This window comes from Mesorhizobium sp. Primo-A (assembly GCF_003997175.1).
In the GTDB taxonomy this organism is placed as follows: Bacteria; Pseudomonadota; Alphaproteobacteria; order Rhizobiales; family Rhizobiaceae; genus Mesorhizobium; species Mesorhizobium ciceri.
Genome location: NZ_RZTG01000008.1, coordinates 253,808 through 268,985, shown reverse-complemented (window position 1 = coordinate 268,985; position 15,178 = coordinate 253,808). Strand labels below are relative to the sequence as shown.

26 protein-coding genes are annotated in these 15,178 nt (G+C 59.5%); 19 read left to right on the top strand and 7 right to left on the bottom strand.

Features of this window, described 5'->3' with window-relative positions:
- The first annotated feature begins 39 nt into the window (after positions 1-39).
- The 19 genes from EOC83_RS16985 (at position 40) to EOC83_RS16895 (ending at position 13,000) form a co-directional block, all read left to right on the top strand.
- The gene (locus tag EOC83_RS16985) at positions 40-729 is read left to right on the top strand and encodes a hypothetical protein (protein ID WP_063168429.1); all 690 of its coding nucleotides are present in this window, start codon (positions 40-42) and stop codon (positions 727-729) included.
- An 11-nt stretch (positions 730-740) separates the two neighbouring features.
- Positions 741-1,310 carry a GcrA family cell cycle regulator gene (locus EOC83_RS16980; RefSeq protein WP_158515793.1) on the top strand — a complete coding sequence of 190 codons (570 nt, stop codon included), beginning with the start codon at positions 741-743 and terminating at the stop codon, positions 1,308-1,310.
- Positions 1,303-1,692 carry a hypothetical protein gene (locus EOC83_RS16975; RefSeq protein ID WP_063168427.1) on the top strand — a complete coding sequence of 130 codons (390 nt, stop codon included), beginning with the start codon at positions 1,303-1,305 and terminating at the stop codon, positions 1,690-1,692. The genes EOC83_RS16980 and EOC83_RS16975 overlap by 8 nt, the downstream gene beginning before the upstream one ends.
- Positions 1,693-1,952: 260 nt before the next feature.
- Entirely contained in the window at positions 1,953-2,339 is a 387-nt protein-coding gene (locus EOC83_RS33240; protein ID WP_244514310.1) for a hypothetical protein, read from the top strand.
- Positions 2,336-2,686, top strand: a complete 351-nt coding sequence (locus tag EOC83_RS16965) for a hypothetical protein (protein ID WP_063168425.1) — start codon at positions 2,336-2,338, stop codon at positions 2,684-2,686. The genes EOC83_RS33240 and EOC83_RS16965 overlap by 4 nt, the downstream gene beginning before the upstream one ends.
- Complete coding sequence (locus EOC83_RS16960) at positions 2,687-3,571, top strand: hypothetical protein (RefSeq protein ID WP_063168424.1); 885 nt, start codon at positions 2,687-2,689, stop codon at positions 3,569-3,571.
- A gap of 1 nt (position 3,572) precedes the next feature.
- Positions 3,573-3,890 (top strand): hypothetical protein, encoded by a 318-nt coding sequence (locus tag EOC83_RS16955; protein ID WP_063168423.1) that lies wholly within the window; start codon positions 3,573-3,575, stop codon positions 3,888-3,890.
- Positions 3,887-4,405 (top strand): hypothetical protein, encoded by a 519-nt coding sequence (locus EOC83_RS16950; RefSeq protein ID WP_063168422.1) that lies wholly within the window; start codon positions 3,887-3,889, stop codon positions 4,403-4,405. The genes EOC83_RS16955 and EOC83_RS16950 overlap by 4 nt, the downstream gene beginning before the upstream one ends.
- Positions 4,406-4,426: 21 nt before the next feature.
- Complete coding sequence (locus EOC83_RS16945; protein WP_127224377.1) at positions 4,427-4,645, top strand: hypothetical protein; 219 nt, start codon at positions 4,427-4,429, stop codon at positions 4,643-4,645.
- A 6-nt stretch (positions 4,646-4,651) separates the two neighbouring features.
- Positions 4,652-5,344: a sigma-70 family RNA polymerase sigma factor gene (locus EOC83_RS16940; RefSeq protein ID WP_063168421.1), complete on the top strand. Its 693-nt coding sequence runs from the start codon at positions 4,652-4,654 to the stop codon at positions 5,342-5,344.
- On the top strand, positions 5,341-7,002 hold the full coding sequence (locus tag EOC83_RS16935; RefSeq protein ID WP_063168420.1) for a DEAD/DEAH box helicase: 1,662 nt from the start codon (positions 5,341-5,343) through the stop codon (positions 7,000-7,002). The genes EOC83_RS16940 and EOC83_RS16935 overlap by 4 nt, the downstream gene beginning before the upstream one ends.
- Entirely contained in the window at positions 6,999-7,373 is a 375-nt protein-coding gene (locus EOC83_RS16930; protein WP_063168419.1) for a hypothetical protein, read from the top strand. The genes EOC83_RS16935 and EOC83_RS16930 overlap by 4 nt, the downstream gene beginning before the upstream one ends.
- A gap of 8 nt (positions 7,374-7,381) precedes the next feature.
- A complete protein-coding gene (locus EOC83_RS16925) occupies positions 7,382-8,215 on the top strand; it encodes a ParB N-terminal domain-containing protein (protein ID WP_164751997.1) in 834 nt (277 codons plus the stop codon).
- Positions 8,212-8,871, top strand: coding sequence for a sigma-70 family RNA polymerase sigma factor (locus tag EOC83_RS16920; protein ID WP_063168417.1), 660 nt, complete (start codon positions 8,212-8,214; stop codon positions 8,869-8,871). The genes EOC83_RS16925 and EOC83_RS16920 overlap by 4 nt, the downstream gene beginning before the upstream one ends.
- The gene (locus tag EOC83_RS16915; RefSeq protein ID WP_063168416.1) at positions 8,868-10,064 is read left to right on the top strand and encodes a toprim domain-containing protein; all 1,197 of its coding nucleotides are present in this window, start codon (positions 8,868-8,870) and stop codon (positions 10,062-10,064) included. Before EOC83_RS16920 ends, EOC83_RS16915 begins: the two co-directional genes overlap by 4 nt.
- On the top strand, positions 9,967-11,406 hold the full coding sequence (locus EOC83_RS16910; protein WP_245441291.1) for a DnaB-like helicase C-terminal domain-containing protein: 1,440 nt from the start codon (positions 9,967-9,969) through the stop codon (positions 11,404-11,406). Before EOC83_RS16915 ends, EOC83_RS16910 begins: the two co-directional genes overlap by 98 nt.
- A 1-nt stretch (position 11,407) precedes the next feature.
- Positions 11,408-12,451 (top strand): hypothetical protein, encoded by a 1,044-nt coding sequence (locus EOC83_RS16905; protein WP_127224376.1) that lies wholly within the window; start codon positions 11,408-11,410, stop codon positions 12,449-12,451.
- Positions 12,448-12,792, top strand: a complete 345-nt coding sequence (locus tag EOC83_RS16900) for a hypothetical protein (protein ID WP_063168413.1) — start codon at positions 12,448-12,450, stop codon at positions 12,790-12,792. The genes EOC83_RS16905 and EOC83_RS16900 overlap by 4 nt, the downstream gene beginning before the upstream one ends.
- On the top strand, positions 12,776-13,000 hold the full coding sequence (locus EOC83_RS16895) for a hypothetical protein (protein WP_063168412.1): 225 nt from the start codon (positions 12,776-12,778) through the stop codon (positions 12,998-13,000). The genes EOC83_RS16900 and EOC83_RS16895 overlap by 17 nt, the downstream gene beginning before the upstream one ends.
- Here the strand turns inward: EOC83_RS16895 and EOC83_RS16890 are convergent.
- From EOC83_RS16890 to EOC83_RS16865, 7 genes are all read right to left on the bottom strand, one after another.
- Complete coding sequence (locus EOC83_RS16890) at positions 12,997-13,545, bottom strand: hypothetical protein (protein WP_063168411.1); 549 nt, start codon at positions 13,543-13,545, stop codon at positions 12,997-12,999. The genes EOC83_RS16895 and EOC83_RS16890 overlap by 4 nt on opposite strands.
- 138 nt (positions 13,546-13,683) lie before the next feature.
- A complete protein-coding gene (locus tag EOC83_RS16885; protein ID WP_063168410.1) occupies positions 13,684-14,160 on the bottom strand; it encodes a hypothetical protein in 477 nt (158 codons plus the stop codon).
- Entirely contained in the window at positions 14,153-14,278 is a 126-nt protein-coding gene (locus EOC83_RS33575; RefSeq protein ID WP_275955627.1) for a hypothetical protein, read from the bottom strand. The genes EOC83_RS16885 and EOC83_RS33575 overlap by 8 nt, the downstream gene beginning before the upstream one ends.
- Positions 14,279-14,317: 39 nt before the next feature.
- Positions 14,318-14,524, bottom strand: a complete 207-nt coding sequence (locus tag EOC83_RS16880) for a hypothetical protein (protein WP_063168409.1) — start codon at positions 14,522-14,524, stop codon at positions 14,318-14,320.
- On the bottom strand, positions 14,521-14,748 hold the full coding sequence (locus tag EOC83_RS16875; protein WP_063168408.1) for a hypothetical protein: 228 nt from the start codon (positions 14,746-14,748) through the stop codon (positions 14,521-14,523). Before EOC83_RS16875 ends, EOC83_RS16880 begins: the two co-directional genes overlap by 4 nt.
- A gap of 14 nt (positions 14,749-14,762) precedes the next feature.
- Complete coding sequence (locus tag EOC83_RS16870; protein WP_063168407.1) at positions 14,763-14,999, bottom strand: hypothetical protein; 237 nt, start codon at positions 14,997-14,999, stop codon at positions 14,763-14,765.
- Positions 14,996-15,178 carry a hypothetical protein gene (locus tag EOC83_RS16865; RefSeq protein WP_063168406.1) on the bottom strand — a complete coding sequence of 61 codons (183 nt, stop codon included), beginning with the start codon at positions 15,176-15,178 and terminating at the stop codon, positions 14,996-14,998. The genes EOC83_RS16870 and EOC83_RS16865 overlap by 4 nt, the downstream gene beginning before the upstream one ends.

Below are 15,178 nucleotides of genomic sequence, written 5' to 3'. Positions count from 1 at the left end.
ACTTGATCCGTCCCGCGTCCACACATTGAAGAGTGAAATATGGTCATCGGCGGGTTGGACATAGCGACCACCACTGGCGCTGCGTTTCTGAAGGACGGCGTCTTCACAGCGGAGACGTTCGTTTATAGCGGCGCGAAGAAGAAAAAGAGCATCTTGGACGGCGCCGATGAAAAGCTGGCGCTGGATGCAAACGAGCTCGGCAAGGTGTTCGACTGGTTTGATCGTGTCGTTCGCATCTGGCTGGTCACCAATCGAATTGAATCTCTTGCAATAGAGGAGCCACTTCGCACGGACTTCGCTGGTCGAAAGAAGGCAGTCGTCGACACTAATTCAAACTGGGCTGGGAAGTCGGTCACCTATGAAAAGAAAGGCGGCATCAGCCTCAAGACAATTTTCAAGCTTCATGGCCTTGAGGCGATCGCCTGCCGGGTGTGTGCACAGTTGAATATCCCGGTCATGTTCGTCAACCAGGCCACATGGCGTCTAGCTTTCTTGGGCAACGGTCGCCCGCCTGACGCCAAGTCTGAGGCGGTGAAGATGTGCCGGAAACTCGGCATTGAGATCACCAGCGTTGACGCAGCCGAAGGCGTGGGCGTGTGCTGGTGGCTGGATCGGCATCTCAACCCATACAGCCATCGGCGGGCGAACGATCTCTTCGCCGAGAAGCCGCTCACCAGGGCGCAGTTGCAGATCAAGGAAGCCGAGAAGCTTTTCAAGGCCAACGCTTGATGTGGGAGAGGATGAGCAGGGAGGAGCGGATACAGGCGATCCGCGATGGAGTGGCGGAGAAGATGAGCTCCACTCAGATTGCAGAGGCCATTGGCGGCAAGTGCAACCGGAATATGATCATCGGGCTCAGTTACCGTTCAGGGATCAAGCTTGTCGCCACTCCAGCATCAGTCGCCAAGATGAAGGCGGACGCGCTTTTTAAAAGCCGACCGGAGAAACACAAAGCCGCGCCGGTGGCGAAGAAAGAGGTGCCAGCGAAGCCGCCCCGGGCGCCGGCACCGCTCACTGCGGCTTTGGCAATCAGGAAGCCGGCGATCATCGATGCGGAGCCGGTCTACGAGTTCCCCGACCTGCACTACCGGGTGCATCTGGAAGACGTGAAGAGCGGTCAGTGCAGGGCGCCGACATGGAATGACGACAAGAGGCCGGACACGGCGGTATATTTCTTCTGCGGCAAGCCGGTGAAGTCGGGGTCTCCATATTGCTGGCATTGCCACAAGAAGATGTACGACGGCATGCCTCGGCGGCGTGAACCGGGGACGATGACATCCCGACAGACCAGGCGCGGTGAACTTGCCTGATATCTCACCGGAGGATTCGCGGGACTTTCTGCGCGGCATCATCACCCGGAACAAAGAGAGGGAAGACGGACGGTCATTCAAGGTGATCGTCCACATGACGCGGGAAGAGGCCACCAAGATCTGGGCGGCGAAACGCTGGCTCGACGTCTACCGGGAATGGGGCGTCGGGATCGAAGAGACAGATTTCACGATCGACTATGTGAGGAAGTTTCTCGGGGAACTGATTGAAGGACTCAAGGTGCAGAAGGGAGCGGAAGAGATGACGATCATGTTTAAACGACGAGGCTTGAACATCCTCACTGCGGCTGAACTGCATCTTGACCGCTACGTCATCATGCGGAGTGCCCCGGACAGGTCGAAGAGTTGGAAAGGCAAGAAGTGACCCCAGTCGCCATCTTCCTCTGCGACAAGTCCGGCATCGCGGCTCGGCCGTGGGCTGCGGCCGGCATTGAATGCTGGTGCGTTGACGTTGAGCATTCGATCCGCAAAGACCGCATAAAGAACAATATCCATTTCGTCTGGGGTGATGTCCGGACATGGCGCCCCCCCCCGCGGCGAAGGATAGTCTTTGTCGGCGCCTTCCCGCCGTGCACGCACGTTGCCGTCAGCGGCGCTCGGGATTTCGAGAAGAAGCGAGGCGCCATGCTCCGTGATGCGCTGGAGACCTTCGAGGCGTCCTGCCAAGCCGTAGCATGGTCTGGTGCTCCCGGATTCGTTGAGAACCCGATAGGTGTTCTGTCCAACATTCCGCATATCGGCAAGCCGCACTATTGGTTCGAGCCATTCCAGTATGCCGGCTATCTCGCCGATCCATCGACTGACGCCTACACCAAGAAGACTGGTTTGTGGACGTTCAACGGGTTCGTCATGCCGCCGAAGAAGCCGGTGGATCCGATCGACGGTTCGAAGATGCATCTGTTGCCGCCAAGCGATGATCGCGCGGACCAGAGGAGTGCGACGCCGGCCGGGTTTTCCTTGGCCAATTTCGAGGCGAACTGTCCGGCTGATCTAAGGAAGGTCGCAGCATGACGACCGTGCAGCAGATCATTGGCCTGCTCGCTGGCATCCGCTTGCCGCTCTCTGACGAAAAGCGGTTGCAGGCGGCAATCTCGGACGAGTTCACCCTCGCTGACATTCCCCATGAGCGGGAGGTCAGGTTGAGTCCGGAAGATGTGATCGACTTCATGTGTGGCGAGATCGGGATCGAGGTCAAGATAAAGGGCGGCAAGCGCGCGATCTTCCACCAGGTGGAGCGATACGCGCAGCACGACAGCATCAAGGAACTAATCCTCGTCAGCAACGTCGCGATGGGCTTCCCGCCGGAGATCAATGGAAAGCCGGTCTATTTCCACAATCTTGCAAAGGCGTGGCTGTAGATGACGAATCCATATCTCATCACCGGTCCGGCGCTGGTCTCATTCTCTGGTGGCCGCACCAGCGGCTACATGCTGGACCAGATCGTCCGCGCGCACGGGGGCAAACTTCCGGACGATGTGGTCGTCGCTTTTGCAAACACCGGCAAGGAGCGCGAGGAGACGCTTCGCTACGTCCATGAGTGCAGCGTCCGCTTCGGCGTCAAGATCCACTGGCTCGAGTGGCGGCCGGGCGACAGTGTGTATGAGGAGGTCGGCTACAACAGCGCTTCCCGCAAGGGTGAGCCGTTCAAAGCTCTCATCGCCAAAAAGCAACGGTTGCCGAATTGGCAGGAGCGGTGGTGCACGACCTATCTGAAACTGCTGCCGCTGTTCGCGTTGGCCAAGACATATGGCTGGGCGCCGGGGAACTACAGCGAGGTGATAGGCCTGCGCTATGACGAAGGCCATCGCATCATCAAGGGTATGGCCAATGCCGAGAAGGCTGGCCGAACATGCGCTTACCCGCTCTCCCGAGCCCGGGTGCGCAAGCCGGATGTCATGAGTTACTGGCTCGGCGACAACAAAGATCCGAAGAACCTCACGCACCCACTGCCGCAGGGTTTTGACCTTGGCCTGCGCGACTATGAGGGCAATTGCGATTTTTGCTTCCTGAAAGGACGCGGGCTTCGCAAGCGCATCATCCGTGAGCAGCCGGCGGCGCCGCTGTGGTGGCATGAGCAGGAGGTCGAGCAGGAGGGCTTTTTCTCCTCGCGTGACAGGGTCATCGATCTCATCAATGAGGTGCATCGGTCCCCCGATCTTTTCGATGACTCGCCGGACGAAGAATACGACGTCGAATGCGGGCTCCACTGTGGACCCGAAGAAGAACCAGTAACGGAGAACTGACATGAATTTCTGGCTTACGATGCTCGGCTTGGCCGGCGTCTCGATCGTGCAGAACGCGGCCTTCACAGCGGTCTCCCGATCAAGGAACAGCGGTGACGTCCGTCACCATTTCAAATGGGCGATCGCCTCCAACGGCGTCTGGTTTGTGGCGCAGTTGTTCATCTGGTCGACGGTCTGGCACGCCGTCGAAACCGGCAATTGGTGGCAGATAGCCGTCGGCGGCACCGTTTATGTCGCCTCGACCACATTCGGATCGGTCTGGATGATGGCGCGCATGCTGAAAACGGAGACGGGGAAGCAAAAGGTCGGCGCTCGTTGATCTGGCAGCTTTCCCATCGTGCTGATCGCTTCTCGGCGCGTATAGCCGACAGGCATTATTCGCGGCAGAAACCCGGCACGCCGCAGTTCGCGCCGACTGGGTCATGTGTCGTGTTCAAGGCGCTGACAGAGACTGGGCGGGCCTACTGGGTCACCAGCGCGCCATTTGCCGAATGGGTGAAGCACGCATGGGCGGGCGCATGGATTTGCTCGGCCTTTCGCAATGAGGGCGCCGGCCGCGCCTCCGACATGATCGTTGAGGCTGTCGCGGCGACCCGGGCTCACTACGGTACCCCCCCCGATTTGGGAATGGTCACCTTCATCGATCGAAAGAAGGTCCGACCGATAATCGTCCGCGGCCAAGAGGTCTTTGGCTGGACCTTCCGCAAGGCCGGCTTTGCCGAGTGCGGCGAGACCAAGGGCGGACTACTCGCATTGCAACTTCTGCCAGAAGGCATGCCTCCGCCGGAGAAAGCGCGCGGCATGCAGCACGACATGTTTGGGTTGGCATCCTGAACGATAACCAAGGAGATCAAAATGGCTGATTTATTGAAACTGGACGTCGCGGGAGTTGAAGACTGGCGCGAATATGACTTCGGCGGCCGCGTGTACCGCATTGAGAGTCCCAAGACTGTTCAATTCCGCCCCGGCGGTGAAACCCATCGCGTGACCGACTCTGTCGGAGTCGTTCACTGCGTTCCGGCGCCGGGCGTGAATGGTTGCGTGCTCCGCTGGAGTGGGCCGGTGGTCGCGTAATCATCAATGGCGCCTGAATTCCTCACCCGCGAGCATGAATACGCGCTGGCCGTCCGCTGGCGCGATCACCGGGACGTGGCGGCGATGCGGCAGATCATCGCCGCGCATCGTCCGATGGTGGTGAGCCGTGCGTGGAAGTTCCAGAAGTTCAATCTGCCAATGGACGACATGATACAGGAAGGGTCGCTTGGGCTGTTCAATGCCCTGAAACGCTTCGACCCGGAACTCGGCAACCGCTTTTCGACCTTCGCGCGCTGGTATGTGATCTCCGCCCTGCAGGAGTACGTGATCGCCAACTTCTCGGTGGTCCGAGGTTCGACTTCGAGCAAGAACAAGATGGCGTTCTTTGCTGGCCGGCGAGCCTCTGACACGTCCATGGATGCCCCGGTCTTCGAAGACGGCGAGTCCTGGACCGACCGACTTGTCGACGGCGGTGATCTACCGGATGCAATCGTGGAAGCGACCATCGACGGCGAGCGGCAGAGAAGGATCATCCGGCAAGCGCTGAAGAAGCTGTCGCCACGATCAGCCGCGATCATCAAGGCGAGGCTCATGCTCGATGAGCCGGAGACGCTGGAAGAACTCGGTCGCAAACATGGGATATCGAAAGAGCGCATCCGGCAGATAGAGGCCAAGGCGCTTGAGGATCTGCGGGTGATCCTCACCAGCAAGCGCCGGCGCAATTTGGTGGCGGTATGACGGCGCCCACCTACGGCAAACTAGCGCTGCAGGGCAACCGCTGGGTGTTGAGCGATATCCCGCCGCATGTGGCGATCCGGCTGAAGAACATGTTTCCCCGGATACCGAAGACCCAGACGAAGGTCTTCGATCTGCCGGCCACTTTGGAAATGGCCGCCGATCTCCTGTGGATGCAACAGCGTTTTCCGTTCGTCATGTCGGCTCAAGATCGGCAGGCGCTTGAGGCTACCAAGCTTCTCTTCGATGATGATCGCGCTGCATCGGAAGCCATCATGCTCCCTGACTGGCAGCCGCCGGCGCGCCACGGCTTTCGGCCCGGGAAAGAGGCCTACCACTATCAGAAACAAGCCAGCGAGATGTGGCATCGCAGGAAGGGCTTGCTGCTCGGCGATGACGTCGGTCTCGGAAAAACCATAGCCGCACTGGACGGCCTGGCCGGCTCGCAATATCTGCCGGCGGCAATCGTCGTGCAGGCGCACCTTCCAAGTCAATGGGTGAATGAATTCATAAAGCCCTTCACTTACATGAACGCGCACGTCATCCAGGGGACCAAGCCATACAGCCTGCCGCCGGCGAACCTATACATTTTCCGCTATTCTAACATCGCCGGTTGGACCGACATATTCGCTACCGGCATGTTCAAGGCCGTGGTCTTCGATGAGATTCAGGAACTTCGCCGCGGCACTGAGGCGGAGAAGGGCAAGGCAGCTTTGGTGCTGGCGCAGAACGCCGCTCTCCGGCTCGGGTTGAGCGCTTCACCGGTCTACAATCTTGGCTCGGAAATGTGGAATATCCTTAGCGTCATCGACCCGGAAGTTCTCGGCCCATGGGAGGACTTCGTCCGCGAGTGGTGCGTCATGGCATCTGGAGGCAAATGGCGGGTGGAGGATCCTGACGCGCTTGGATCGTATCTCCGGGAGAGCGGCGTCTTCCTGCGGCGTCTTCGCCAAGGTCGGCCGATCAACCGCATTCCAATCGAAGTCGATTTTGACGAAGAGATCGCCGACAACGCCGCCGAACTCGCCAAGAAGCTCGCCATCAAGGTTATGAACGGCTCCTTTGTGGAAGCCGGTCTCGCCGCGCGTGAACTGGATGCATTCGCCCGCCTCCAGACCGGACTGGCAAAAGCCAAGAGCGTCGCAATTCTGGCTCAGATGTATCTCGAAAAAGGCATCCCGATCATCCTGGCAGGATGGCACAGGGACGTTTATTCGCAATGGATTGAGCAGCTCAAGAAATTCAATCCGATGCTCTACACGGGCTCGGAGTCGGCAAGGCAGAAGGATCGGACGAAGAACGCGTTCATCAACGGTGACACGAACCTGATGATCATTTCCCTTCGATCAGGCGCCGGTCTGGATGGGCTGCAAAAGCGATGCTCGACCTTGATCGTTGGTGAAATGGATTGGTCGAACGCGGTTGTCGATCCTCAGTTGATCGGCCGCATAGATCGGCCGGGACAGAAGGCCGACGAAATCACGGTCGTGTTCCCCTATGTGAACTATGGCTCGGACCCGGTTCTCATGTCTGTCAACGCCATCAAGAAAGACCAGCAGCGCGGCATCAATGATCCGGGGGCAGTGCTCGGGCCGGTCTATACGGACGAGTCCCGCATCAAGCTTCTGGCTCAGCAGTTCTTGCAGAAGAGGTCGGCATGATCGCCGTGAGGGCAAGGAAGAAACTGTTCGAGTCCGATATCATGTCGGCGCGGCGGATCCCAGTCTGGGCGCGCGAGATCATCGCGGATGTCGCCGCTGCTCATGGTGTCGTCGCGAACAACATCCTCATGGATTTTCGCAACGACAATGCCTGCCTGGCGCGCCGGGAGGCGATCTACAAAATCAAGGTCCACAAGCCGTCGCTGTCGTCGCCGCAGATCGGCAAGTGGTTCGACAAGAACCCCGCAACCATCCTCTATTCACTGGCGCGGCATGCGGAACAGACCGGCGCCGAGAGGCTGTCGGAATATAGCCTGAAAAAGTGGAAGCCGACGGGAAAGCCGGTCGGCCGGCCGAGAGGGACGAAATGAATTCCGAAGTGAGGACGATCGACCCGACGCCGTTCGCGGCCGCGTTCGGCCGACCATTGACGACGTCGCTCGGCATCAAGCCCGGGCTCTGCTGGCTTCCCATCTCCGCGCTGCGGATCGACCCGGCCTATCAGCGCGAGATCTTCGAGGGCGGCGCCAAGAATGTCCTCAAGATAGCGAAGGGGTTTGACTGGGCCCTGTTCGGGGTCGTAGTGGTCGCGAACATCGATGGTGGATTGTTTGCGATCGTCGACGGCCAGCATCGGGTTATAGCTGCCGCTCTGCGCTCGATCGACGAAGTGCCGTGCATCATCATCGAGGCTGACCCCAAGAAGCAGGCGGAAGCCTTTGCCGCGATCAACGGCGCCGTGACCGCCATCCACCCGCTGTCGATATTCGCGGCGGAGCTCGCCGGAAACAAACCCGACGCGATAGCGCTTCGCGATGCGTGCGCAAAGGCACACGTCAACATCCTGCGATACCCGGTCCCATCCAAGAACATGAAGCTCGGCGACACCATCGCCATCCGGTCGCTTCAGGAATGCATGAAGACCTATGGCGCGGATCACCTCTGCCTTGCGCTGCGCGCAATCACGAGGTCAAAGCCGGATGGAAACGTCGGGCATGTGAAGGCGCCGATCATCAAGGCGCTCTGCCATGTGCTCGATGCCGAGAAGTCGTGGTGCAAACCTGAGTACCGGCTGATCTCAGTCATGGGGCAATTCGAGTACGGTCCGGAGTTAGATCAGGCGAGCGTCCTAGCTCGGAAGAACAAGAGGCAGACGCACACCGAACTGGCTGTCAGATTGTTCGATTATCTCGATGACGAGATCGGCGCATGACAGGGCGTCCGGCCGCATTTGATCGGGATGTCATGGCGTCCTACGCCGCACTGCGGCGCTTTGCGATAAGTCTTTCGCGCGATCCGGCGAGGGCGGACGACCTGGTGCAGGAGGCCGTCGTCAAGGCAATGGAGAAGTGGGAACAATTCAATGATGGTACGAACCTGAAGGCGTGGCTCTTCACGATCCTTCGCAATGAACACATCAGCCAGGCGAGAAAGTCGGCGAGATTGGTCGAAGACCCCGACGACATGCTCGCCAAGAATCTGTCGGTGCAAGCGAGTCAACCTTTCGCAGTCGATCTCAAGATCACACAGCGACGCATGCGGCTTCTCCCGACGGAACAGCGGCGGGCGATCGAGTTGGTGGCCATCCTTGGCAACGACTACGAACGGGCCGCCGATCTGATCGGCGTTGCCGTCGGAACAATCAAGAGCCGGGTATCGCGGGGCAGAGACTTTCTGGAAACGGGCGTCCTGCCGCCAGAAGAGCCGGAACCAGCGCCGGCGCCGACGTTAGGGGAAAGCGCATTGTGCGACCGGGTATCGGTACTGTTCAGGGCGGGCCGGTGGATATCGCAGATTGCCGGCGAGGTGGGTATAGAGCCGCGCAAGATCATGCGCATGGTCGTTGACCAAAGGTTGCGACGGGCATGAGCAGGGATGACGCCAGAGAGATAACCGACAGACTCAACGAAGACGTCGAATCGATTTGCTCCAAATTCTGGCCGGGTTGGAAACCGGTCAAGGAGAAAGGCCAAGACATTGGCCTAATGACGCCGCAGATTAAAGTTGCGACAAGCAAGACCGCCAAGACAAGGAAGCTGACGAGTTCCTTTAAGGTCGAACTGAGCGGCTCACACAAGGGCAGGTGGTTTCGATTCTCGCAGAGCGTTGGCGGTTATGGGCTTGCCCTCCTATACTACGGCCATACGGATCGCATCCCGAACAGCAAGGATGACTTTCGCGAGGCGTTCCAATTCGCCCGCGAGCATCTTGGGATGGCTGAAGAGCGCACGGAGTCGCCAGAAGATAAGGCGGCTAGGGAAGAGCGCCGAAGCAAAGAACAGGCAGAACGAGACGCGCGCAACAAGAAGGGGGCGGCCGAAGCGGAGCGGAAGAGACAAGCCAAGGTTTTGAACGTTCAGGAAATATGGGCGGAATCCAAGCCGCTCGCTGGCTCCATGGGAGAGCAATACCTGATCGGTCGCGGCATCCCGCCAATTTCCGAATGGCCGTGGCAACCCGATGAAGCAATCCGCTTTCATCCAGCGCTTGACTTCGAACCCGATCGGGACGTCGGCAACTACCCGGCAATCGTCTGCAAGGTGGTCGATGCCTTCAACTCCCACGTCGCTCTCTGGATTGTCTATCTGAAGCGCGACAAGCCGGAGAAGGCCGATCTGTCTCCGAGCCCTAAGATCGGCCGCGGGACCACCGCAGGCGGCGCTATCCGACTCGGCGGCGATGCCGCGCACATAGACGGCGCCGAGGGCATGGAGACGGCGCTGGGGGCGTGGTTCCTCGACGGCTGCCGGCGCCCCGTGTGGTCGTTCATGTCGACCAGCGGCATGAAGAACTTCGAACCGCCGATGTTCGTGGAGCGGCTGAACATCTTCAAGGACGGCGACAAGGCGGTTCTCGGTCCGCAGGGGCGCGTATTGCCGCCGCCAGGGCAGCATGCCGCCGAGGAACTGCAGAAGCGCATGAAGGCCGTCGGGATCAAGTGCGCCGTAAATGATGTGTGCCGTGATGGCGACGCCTTGGACTTGTGGAACGCCAGACAGCGGTTTGAAAAAAGCAATCGGAAGGACGAAAAGAATGGCGAAGCCACAAACACAGCACCTTGAGAATCTGGTTGCCGAACGCATGGTGCTTGGAAAGGTGCTGCAATCCGAGGCGTCGTTCTGGTCAATCGCCGACGCACTCCAGTCGTTCCATTTTGCAAACGCCTTCTATGGGCAAATCTACCAGGCAGTCCGCGACGTCCTCACCGAAGGCAAGCGGATGTCATTAGCGATACTCGAAAGCCGGCTCGGGCCAGAATACGATGAAGACGGCAAATCCACATCGTCACTGCTCACCGCGCTGCTGCGCGATGCAGAGAACAACGAATCGGCTCTCGATGAGGTCGAAGGAATCATCGACCATTGGCGGCACAGAAAACTCATCGAAACCCTTGAGCATGGGCTGAAAGAGGCCAAGAAACCGAACGTCATGCCAGCCGACCTCCTGTCTGACATGGAAGTGAAAATCAAGGACATCAGTGTCAACAGCCAGGCGGAGCCGCTGAAGTGGCTTGGCGATATCGCCGTCAAAGTGCTGACGAGATCGTCGAAGACGAAAGAAACCGGCATCGTTCCGGGCTTCGACACCGGGCTGCCGACGCTCGACCAACTGATCGGCCGCGTGCATGCCGGCGACCTCGGCTTCATCGGAGCGCGCGCCGGCGACGCCAAGACCGTGCTTGCCTTCCAGATGGCGATGCGCGCCCAGCACTACGCGCCAGGCATCTTCTTCGAGCTCGAGATGAAGGACGAGGATCTGACCGCTCGCGCCATGGCTGGCGAGACCAACGTGCCGGTGGCCGAAATCGAGGCGGGATCTTATGACGCCTTCGCGTTGGAGGATCTGAAATCCGCCAGGGACAAACTGAAAGGCACCAGAATCGTCATCGACGATCGGCCGAAGCTTGCGATCGAGCAGATGCGGGATAGATGTGTGGCCATGAAGCGCCGGCACGGTCTCGGGTTTGCAGTGGTCGACCACATCAGGCTGGTGAGGACGTTCAACAAGTCGGCGAACAAGTTCGACCGGATCGAATTCGTCACCGGTGATCTGAAGGCGCTTGCAAAGGATCTCGGAATTGCTGTAATCGCGCTGTCCCAGGTAACGAGATCCTCGCAGAGGCGAGATGATCCGTTCCCCAATCTGACCGACCTGGATGGCGGCGGCTCCATTGAGCAAGATGCGGACTGGTGTGTTTCCCTTTTCAGAAGAGACCGGTGGCTGAAGAATCAGCGGCCGCAGGAAATGGACAGCAAGGACGGGAGGGAGTGGGCAGAACAGATGCAGCGTTGGAAGAACAGGATCGAGGCGCGCTGCCTCAAGCGGCGGCGCGGTGAGGATGGCGAGACTGCCGAGTTCGAATTCGATGGCCGTCGCGGTCAACTTCGGGAAGTGGAGCGCTGAGATGATTTCGGAAAAGGAAGCCAAGAAGATCAAGAAGAAGGAAATGGGCATCGTGACATTCACGATCTCTGTCCTGTGGCTGTCCGGCTTGTCGATCGGCAGGATTGCCATGCTGAGTGGGCGATCAAAGGGGAGTATTCGCGGCATCGTGCACCGCAATCTACCGACGCCGCGCGAGGAACTGACGATGGAAGAGCGGCAGACCGCATTGGATCATTTGAAGAGCGTGCGGTGCGATGAAGCAAGATTGTCGGACAAGTATTTCGTCGCGTGCGAACTGTCTCAGGCCCAAGAGGCGCCGAAATCCGGGCCGTCCGTGCTCGGCTCACTCGCTTCGTACATGAAGCCAAAGCCGACGAAGCCGGCACCGCCGCCCATGCCAGACGGCAGGACGCGGGAAGGCCGCAAGGAAATCCAGCGCCGCAAGCAGGAGGCCAGGCATCAGGAGAAGGTCGCTGTTGAGCAGCAGGCAGCGCGCGAGATGGGCGGAGCCGTCAATCGTGGCCTCCATGGATCGGCCCTCGAATATCTGCATGACATCGGGACGCTGTCAGATCCGATCGAGCGGCGTGTCGACCAGAAGGTGACCGGAATCTCCAGCAAGGAACGCCGGAAGGAAGCCGGCCGAATCCTGCGCGGTTACATGGATGGGTGTCGGGTCGGCGGCATGAGTAGCGTCGACTTCGATCGCGTTGGCACCGGGTCAAACAGCCGGCTGGCAATCTCCGCCTATCGGCTGCAGGCCATTCACGCGGTCGGCGCGATCCGCGACATGATGCCGGACAGGGACTTCCAGTTGATCGAGCGGGTCGTCGACCAGGACGAATTCGTCTGGGATACGGTGCCGAGTAGTCAGGCGCGGACCTTCATCTATGAGGCAATCAGGCGAGCCCTCGATGTTGTGGCGGTGTTCGAGGAAATGATGGGGCGATCAGCCTTCGCGACGCGGTGGGGATTTGAACTGCCGATGGTCAAGGTTGTGGATCGTGATGACGCCAGGCGCATGTCGAATGCGGCGGAAGATATTTTGAGGCAGGCACGATGAGAGAACGCTTACCGGACCGCCGCGCTTCCGAAGTGATCGAATTCAACCACATCGAGACCAACGGCAATAGGTCGCCATTCACCTCGACTGTCGGCTTCTACCCGGATGGCCGGATCGGCGAGATGTTCATCTATGCGCAGAAATCGGATTCGGCGATCGGCCTGATCTGCCACGATGCGGCGGTGTTGATCTCGATCGCGCTTCAGTGCGGCGCCACCATCGACGAGTTGCGCGCTTCGGTCGCGCGGACCGCCATGGATGGTGGCAAGCCGCAAAGCATCATCGGGACCGCGCTGGACATCTTGGCGGTGCGGGAGGCGGAGGATGGTGAAAGTTCTTGATGTCCCGCACGCCACATCGATTGACGCTCAGATGGACGATGAGGGAAATGTCCGCATCCTCCTGAACGACGAGAACGGCAAGCCATTCGCCGGCGTAGTCCTCACGTTCAAGGGCTTGGTGAACACTGTTGAGGATCTCAGCGGATTGATCGATCAATACATGGACAGCCAGCCCGATACGATCGGGCCCTGCATGGGCAGCGCCTAGCCGGTGTCGCGCCGGCGAGGCTTGCGCTCGGTCGTGATGGCCTCGGTCACGCGTTCGGCGATATCGATGTTCCGTTCATCGGCTTGGAACAACGCCAGAAGCACGCGGATCGGGTGCGGGATATCCTCGGCACCATCCAGCCACGTCAAAACTCTGTGCGGACTTGTGGAGTAAATGAATGCGAGGAAGGTAGGGGTAATCCCGGCGGCGCGCAGCTGCTCGGCGAACTCCGGCCCAGTGAGGCGCTGATACCGTTCTTTCTTGCCCTGATCCCGATTTGCTCGAATCCTCGGTCCGTTCAGCACCTCGGCCATACGCCGCCATCCTGCGAGCTCGGCCTCGAGCTCTGTGCTGAAGATGGCTGGCGTCTTGCCGTCCGGTCGCACAATGTCGGCGACCAGGCCAGGCGCGATCCACAGGGCGATGAAGCCGGGCCCGCGGTTGTTGGGCTCGGCCCATGCTCGGAATATGGGGTTCGATTTGTTGGCCATTCCGTCTCCGCCAGCGCCACGATCGGCTTTCGAATCGACAAGCATCAAATCCATAGGTCAAAACTCCTTTATTGTCATCAATGGGGGAAAGGGCAGGGCAGGGCCGCCAGCGAGCGTTCCATCTGGCGGGTAGTTCGCTGCGCCGGAAGGCCTCCGCGCGTGCTGGCGGGCTAATCTGGCGGCAAATCGGCGCTAATGCTTCACGATCTTGAAAGCGTGCCGGTAGTCATCATGCAGCTTGACGTTCTTGGGCGGGTAATGACCCTGTTCACGCAAGGCCGCGACGTGATGGCGATGGCGCGCCGCTCTGGCGTCATCGTAAAGGATCTCCTCGTCCGGACAGTCATCGATCCATGTGATGAACTTATGGCCGGCATCGGTGCCACGCGAGGCGGCCAAGCCGATGGCGATATGGCCGGCGATCTCATTGATCTCGTCGCGGCCGATCTTGCCGCCTTGGGCGATGCACCGGTCGGAGGCTATCCTTCGCAGCCGGACAAATGCCATGCGCGTGGCGATCGCCGCCTCGGTCTCGCGGAAATCCATGCCCTCGCTTCGGCATTGGTTGCGGAACTTGTGCAGCGGCGCGTCATGGGCTTCCGGCAACAGCCCTATGGCTATGCCGGCGGCGACCAGGATCAGGATGATGATCGGTCCCCACTCAAGCATCGGTGTTGCGCCTTTTGCGCGCTTCCTGCTCGATCTCGTCGCCCCATTCGCCAAGGAATTCCTTGACGGGATCGGCGACGAACAGCCGGCGTAAAGCCCTCATCAGTGTGCGGATCATGACAGACTCCTTTCTTTGCCACAGTTGGCAGGCTTCAGGTTAGGTTTTGCGGTAAATCTCCGGCCGCGACTTCTTATCCTCGCGAAGCAGGATCGCGCCATAGTTGCGCTTTGCGGCGACCAATGCGGCGATGCCTTCAGGCGAAGCATCACGAGAATTGACGGCCGCCTCGTATTTGTCGGTTGCAATCTTCAGAGCAGCGGGCTCATCCTTTCGACGCTGGAGTCTGAATTCGTTCGCGCTCATACGTCCGACTCCAGCGCCAAGCGCACGATCTCGGTTTCCGGCGTCATGGTAGCGGCATATGGCAGCCGCTCGACCGAGTAGTCGAACTCCAGTCCATGGTAATCCGCAAGCCGGTCAATGCACACACCGGCGAGGTAATTGGCGCGGCCTTCGTCCGTTCCGCCGACAAAGCGGAAGATCGGTGCCGACTTGGACAGGATGGTCACCAGAAAAACGTCGTTCATGACTTGGCCTCCGTTTAGGGTTGGTAGACGTTGGTCGGATCTTTTTCCTTGGCCTCGGATGCCTCCAAGCATACTCCGATCAAATCGAAGCTGTATTCGTCGTCCATCTGCCCAAGCGGGCCGAGATACCAATAATGAACTCGAATGGTGAAATCGACACCTTGGGCCGCCTGATAGTGCGGAGCGTCAAGCGCCTTCCTGCAGGCGCTCTTGGCCGCGCGGATGGCTGAACTCCGTCTGGCGTAGGTCATGTTGGTTTCGCTTTCTTCGGCTTTGGCGGCATAGGCAAGGTCGCCTCCTCCGCGCCTTCGTCGCAAATCCATGACATATCGCGGCGGATCCACATCTGCCTGGCGCCGTCGGCGACCTCCTTGTGCGCGATTTCCCATTTGCCGCGCACGAAGATCAGGACTTCATCCCATCTGGTCAT

Excerpts from the sequence above, each read along its gene's own strand:
- EOC83_RS16885 (WP_063168410.1), bottom strand. The coding sequence starts at position 14,160 with ATGCTTGAGTGGGGACCGATCATCATCCTGATCCTGGTCGCCGCCGGC.
- EOC83_RS16960 (WP_063168424.1), top strand. The coding sequence starts at position 2,687 with ATGACGAATCCATATCTCATCACCGGTCCGGCGCTGGTCTCATTCTCT.
- EOC83_RS16865 (WP_063168406.1), bottom strand. The coding sequence starts at position 15,178 with ATGACCAGATGGGATGAAGTCCTGATCTTCGTGCGCGGCAAATGGGAA.
- EOC83_RS16940 (WP_063168421.1), top strand. The coding sequence starts at position 4,652 with ATGGCGCCTGAATTCCTCACCCGCGAGCATGAATACGCGCTGGCCGTC.
- EOC83_RS16955 (WP_063168423.1), top strand. The coding sequence starts at position 3,573 with ATGAATTTCTGGCTTACGATGCTCGGCTTGGCCGGCGTCTCGATCGTG.
- EOC83_RS16915 (WP_063168416.1), top strand. The coding sequence starts at position 8,868 with ATGAGCAGGGATGACGCCAGAGAGATAACCGACAGACTCAACGAAGAC.
- EOC83_RS16880 (WP_063168409.1), bottom strand. The coding sequence starts at position 14,524 with ATGAGCGCGAACGAATTCAGACTCCAGCGTCGAAAGGATGAGCCCGCT.
- EOC83_RS16985 (WP_063168429.1), top strand. The coding sequence starts at position 40 with ATGGTCATCGGCGGGTTGGACATAGCGACCACCACTGGCGCTGCGTTT.
- EOC83_RS33575 (WP_275955627.1), bottom strand. The coding sequence starts at position 14,278 with ATGATCCGCACACTGATGAGGGCTTTACGCCGGCTGTTCGTCGCCGAT.
- EOC83_RS16895 (WP_063168412.1), top strand. The coding sequence starts at position 12,776 with ATGGTGAAAGTTCTTGATGTCCCGCACGCCACATCGATTGACGCTCAG.
- EOC83_RS16910 (WP_245441291.1), top strand. The coding sequence starts at position 9,967 with ATGGCGACGCCTTGGACTTGTGGAACGCCAGACAGCGGTTTGAAAAAA.
- EOC83_RS16870 (WP_063168407.1), bottom strand. The coding sequence starts at position 14,999 with ATGACCTACGCCAGACGGAGTTCAGCCATCCGCGCGGCCAAGAGCGCC.
- EOC83_RS16875 (WP_063168408.1), bottom strand. The coding sequence starts at position 14,748 with ATGAACGACGTTTTTCTGGTGACCATCCTGTCCAAGTCGGCACCGATC.
- EOC83_RS16945 (WP_127224377.1), top strand. The coding sequence starts at position 4,427 with ATGGCTGATTTATTGAAACTGGACGTCGCGGGAGTTGAAGACTGGCGC.
- EOC83_RS16980 (WP_158515793.1), top strand. The coding sequence starts at position 741 with ATGAGCAGGGAGGAGCGGATACAGGCGATCCGCGATGGAGTGGCGGAG.
- EOC83_RS16965 (WP_063168425.1), top strand. The coding sequence starts at position 2,336 with ATGACGACCGTGCAGCAGATCATTGGCCTGCTCGCTGGCATCCGCTTG.
- EOC83_RS16900 (WP_063168413.1), top strand. The coding sequence starts at position 12,448 with ATGAGAGAACGCTTACCGGACCGCCGCGCTTCCGAAGTGATCGAATTC.
- EOC83_RS16930 (WP_063168419.1), top strand. The coding sequence starts at position 6,999 with ATGATCGCCGTGAGGGCAAGGAAGAAACTGTTCGAGTCCGATATCATG.
- EOC83_RS16890 (WP_063168411.1), bottom strand. The coding sequence starts at position 13,545 with ATGGATTTGATGCTTGTCGATTCGAAAGCCGATCGTGGCGCTGGCGGA.
- EOC83_RS33240 (WP_244514310.1), top strand. The coding sequence starts at position 1,953 with ATGCTCCGTGATGCGCTGGAGACCTTCGAGGCGTCCTGCCAAGCCGTA.
- EOC83_RS16935 (WP_063168420.1), top strand. The coding sequence starts at position 5,341 with ATGACGGCGCCCACCTACGGCAAACTAGCGCTGCAGGGCAACCGCTGG.
- EOC83_RS16920 (WP_063168417.1), top strand. The coding sequence starts at position 8,212 with ATGACAGGGCGTCCGGCCGCATTTGATCGGGATGTCATGGCGTCCTAC.
- EOC83_RS16905 (WP_127224376.1), top strand. The coding sequence starts at position 11,408 with ATGATTTCGGAAAAGGAAGCCAAGAAGATCAAGAAGAAGGAAATGGGC.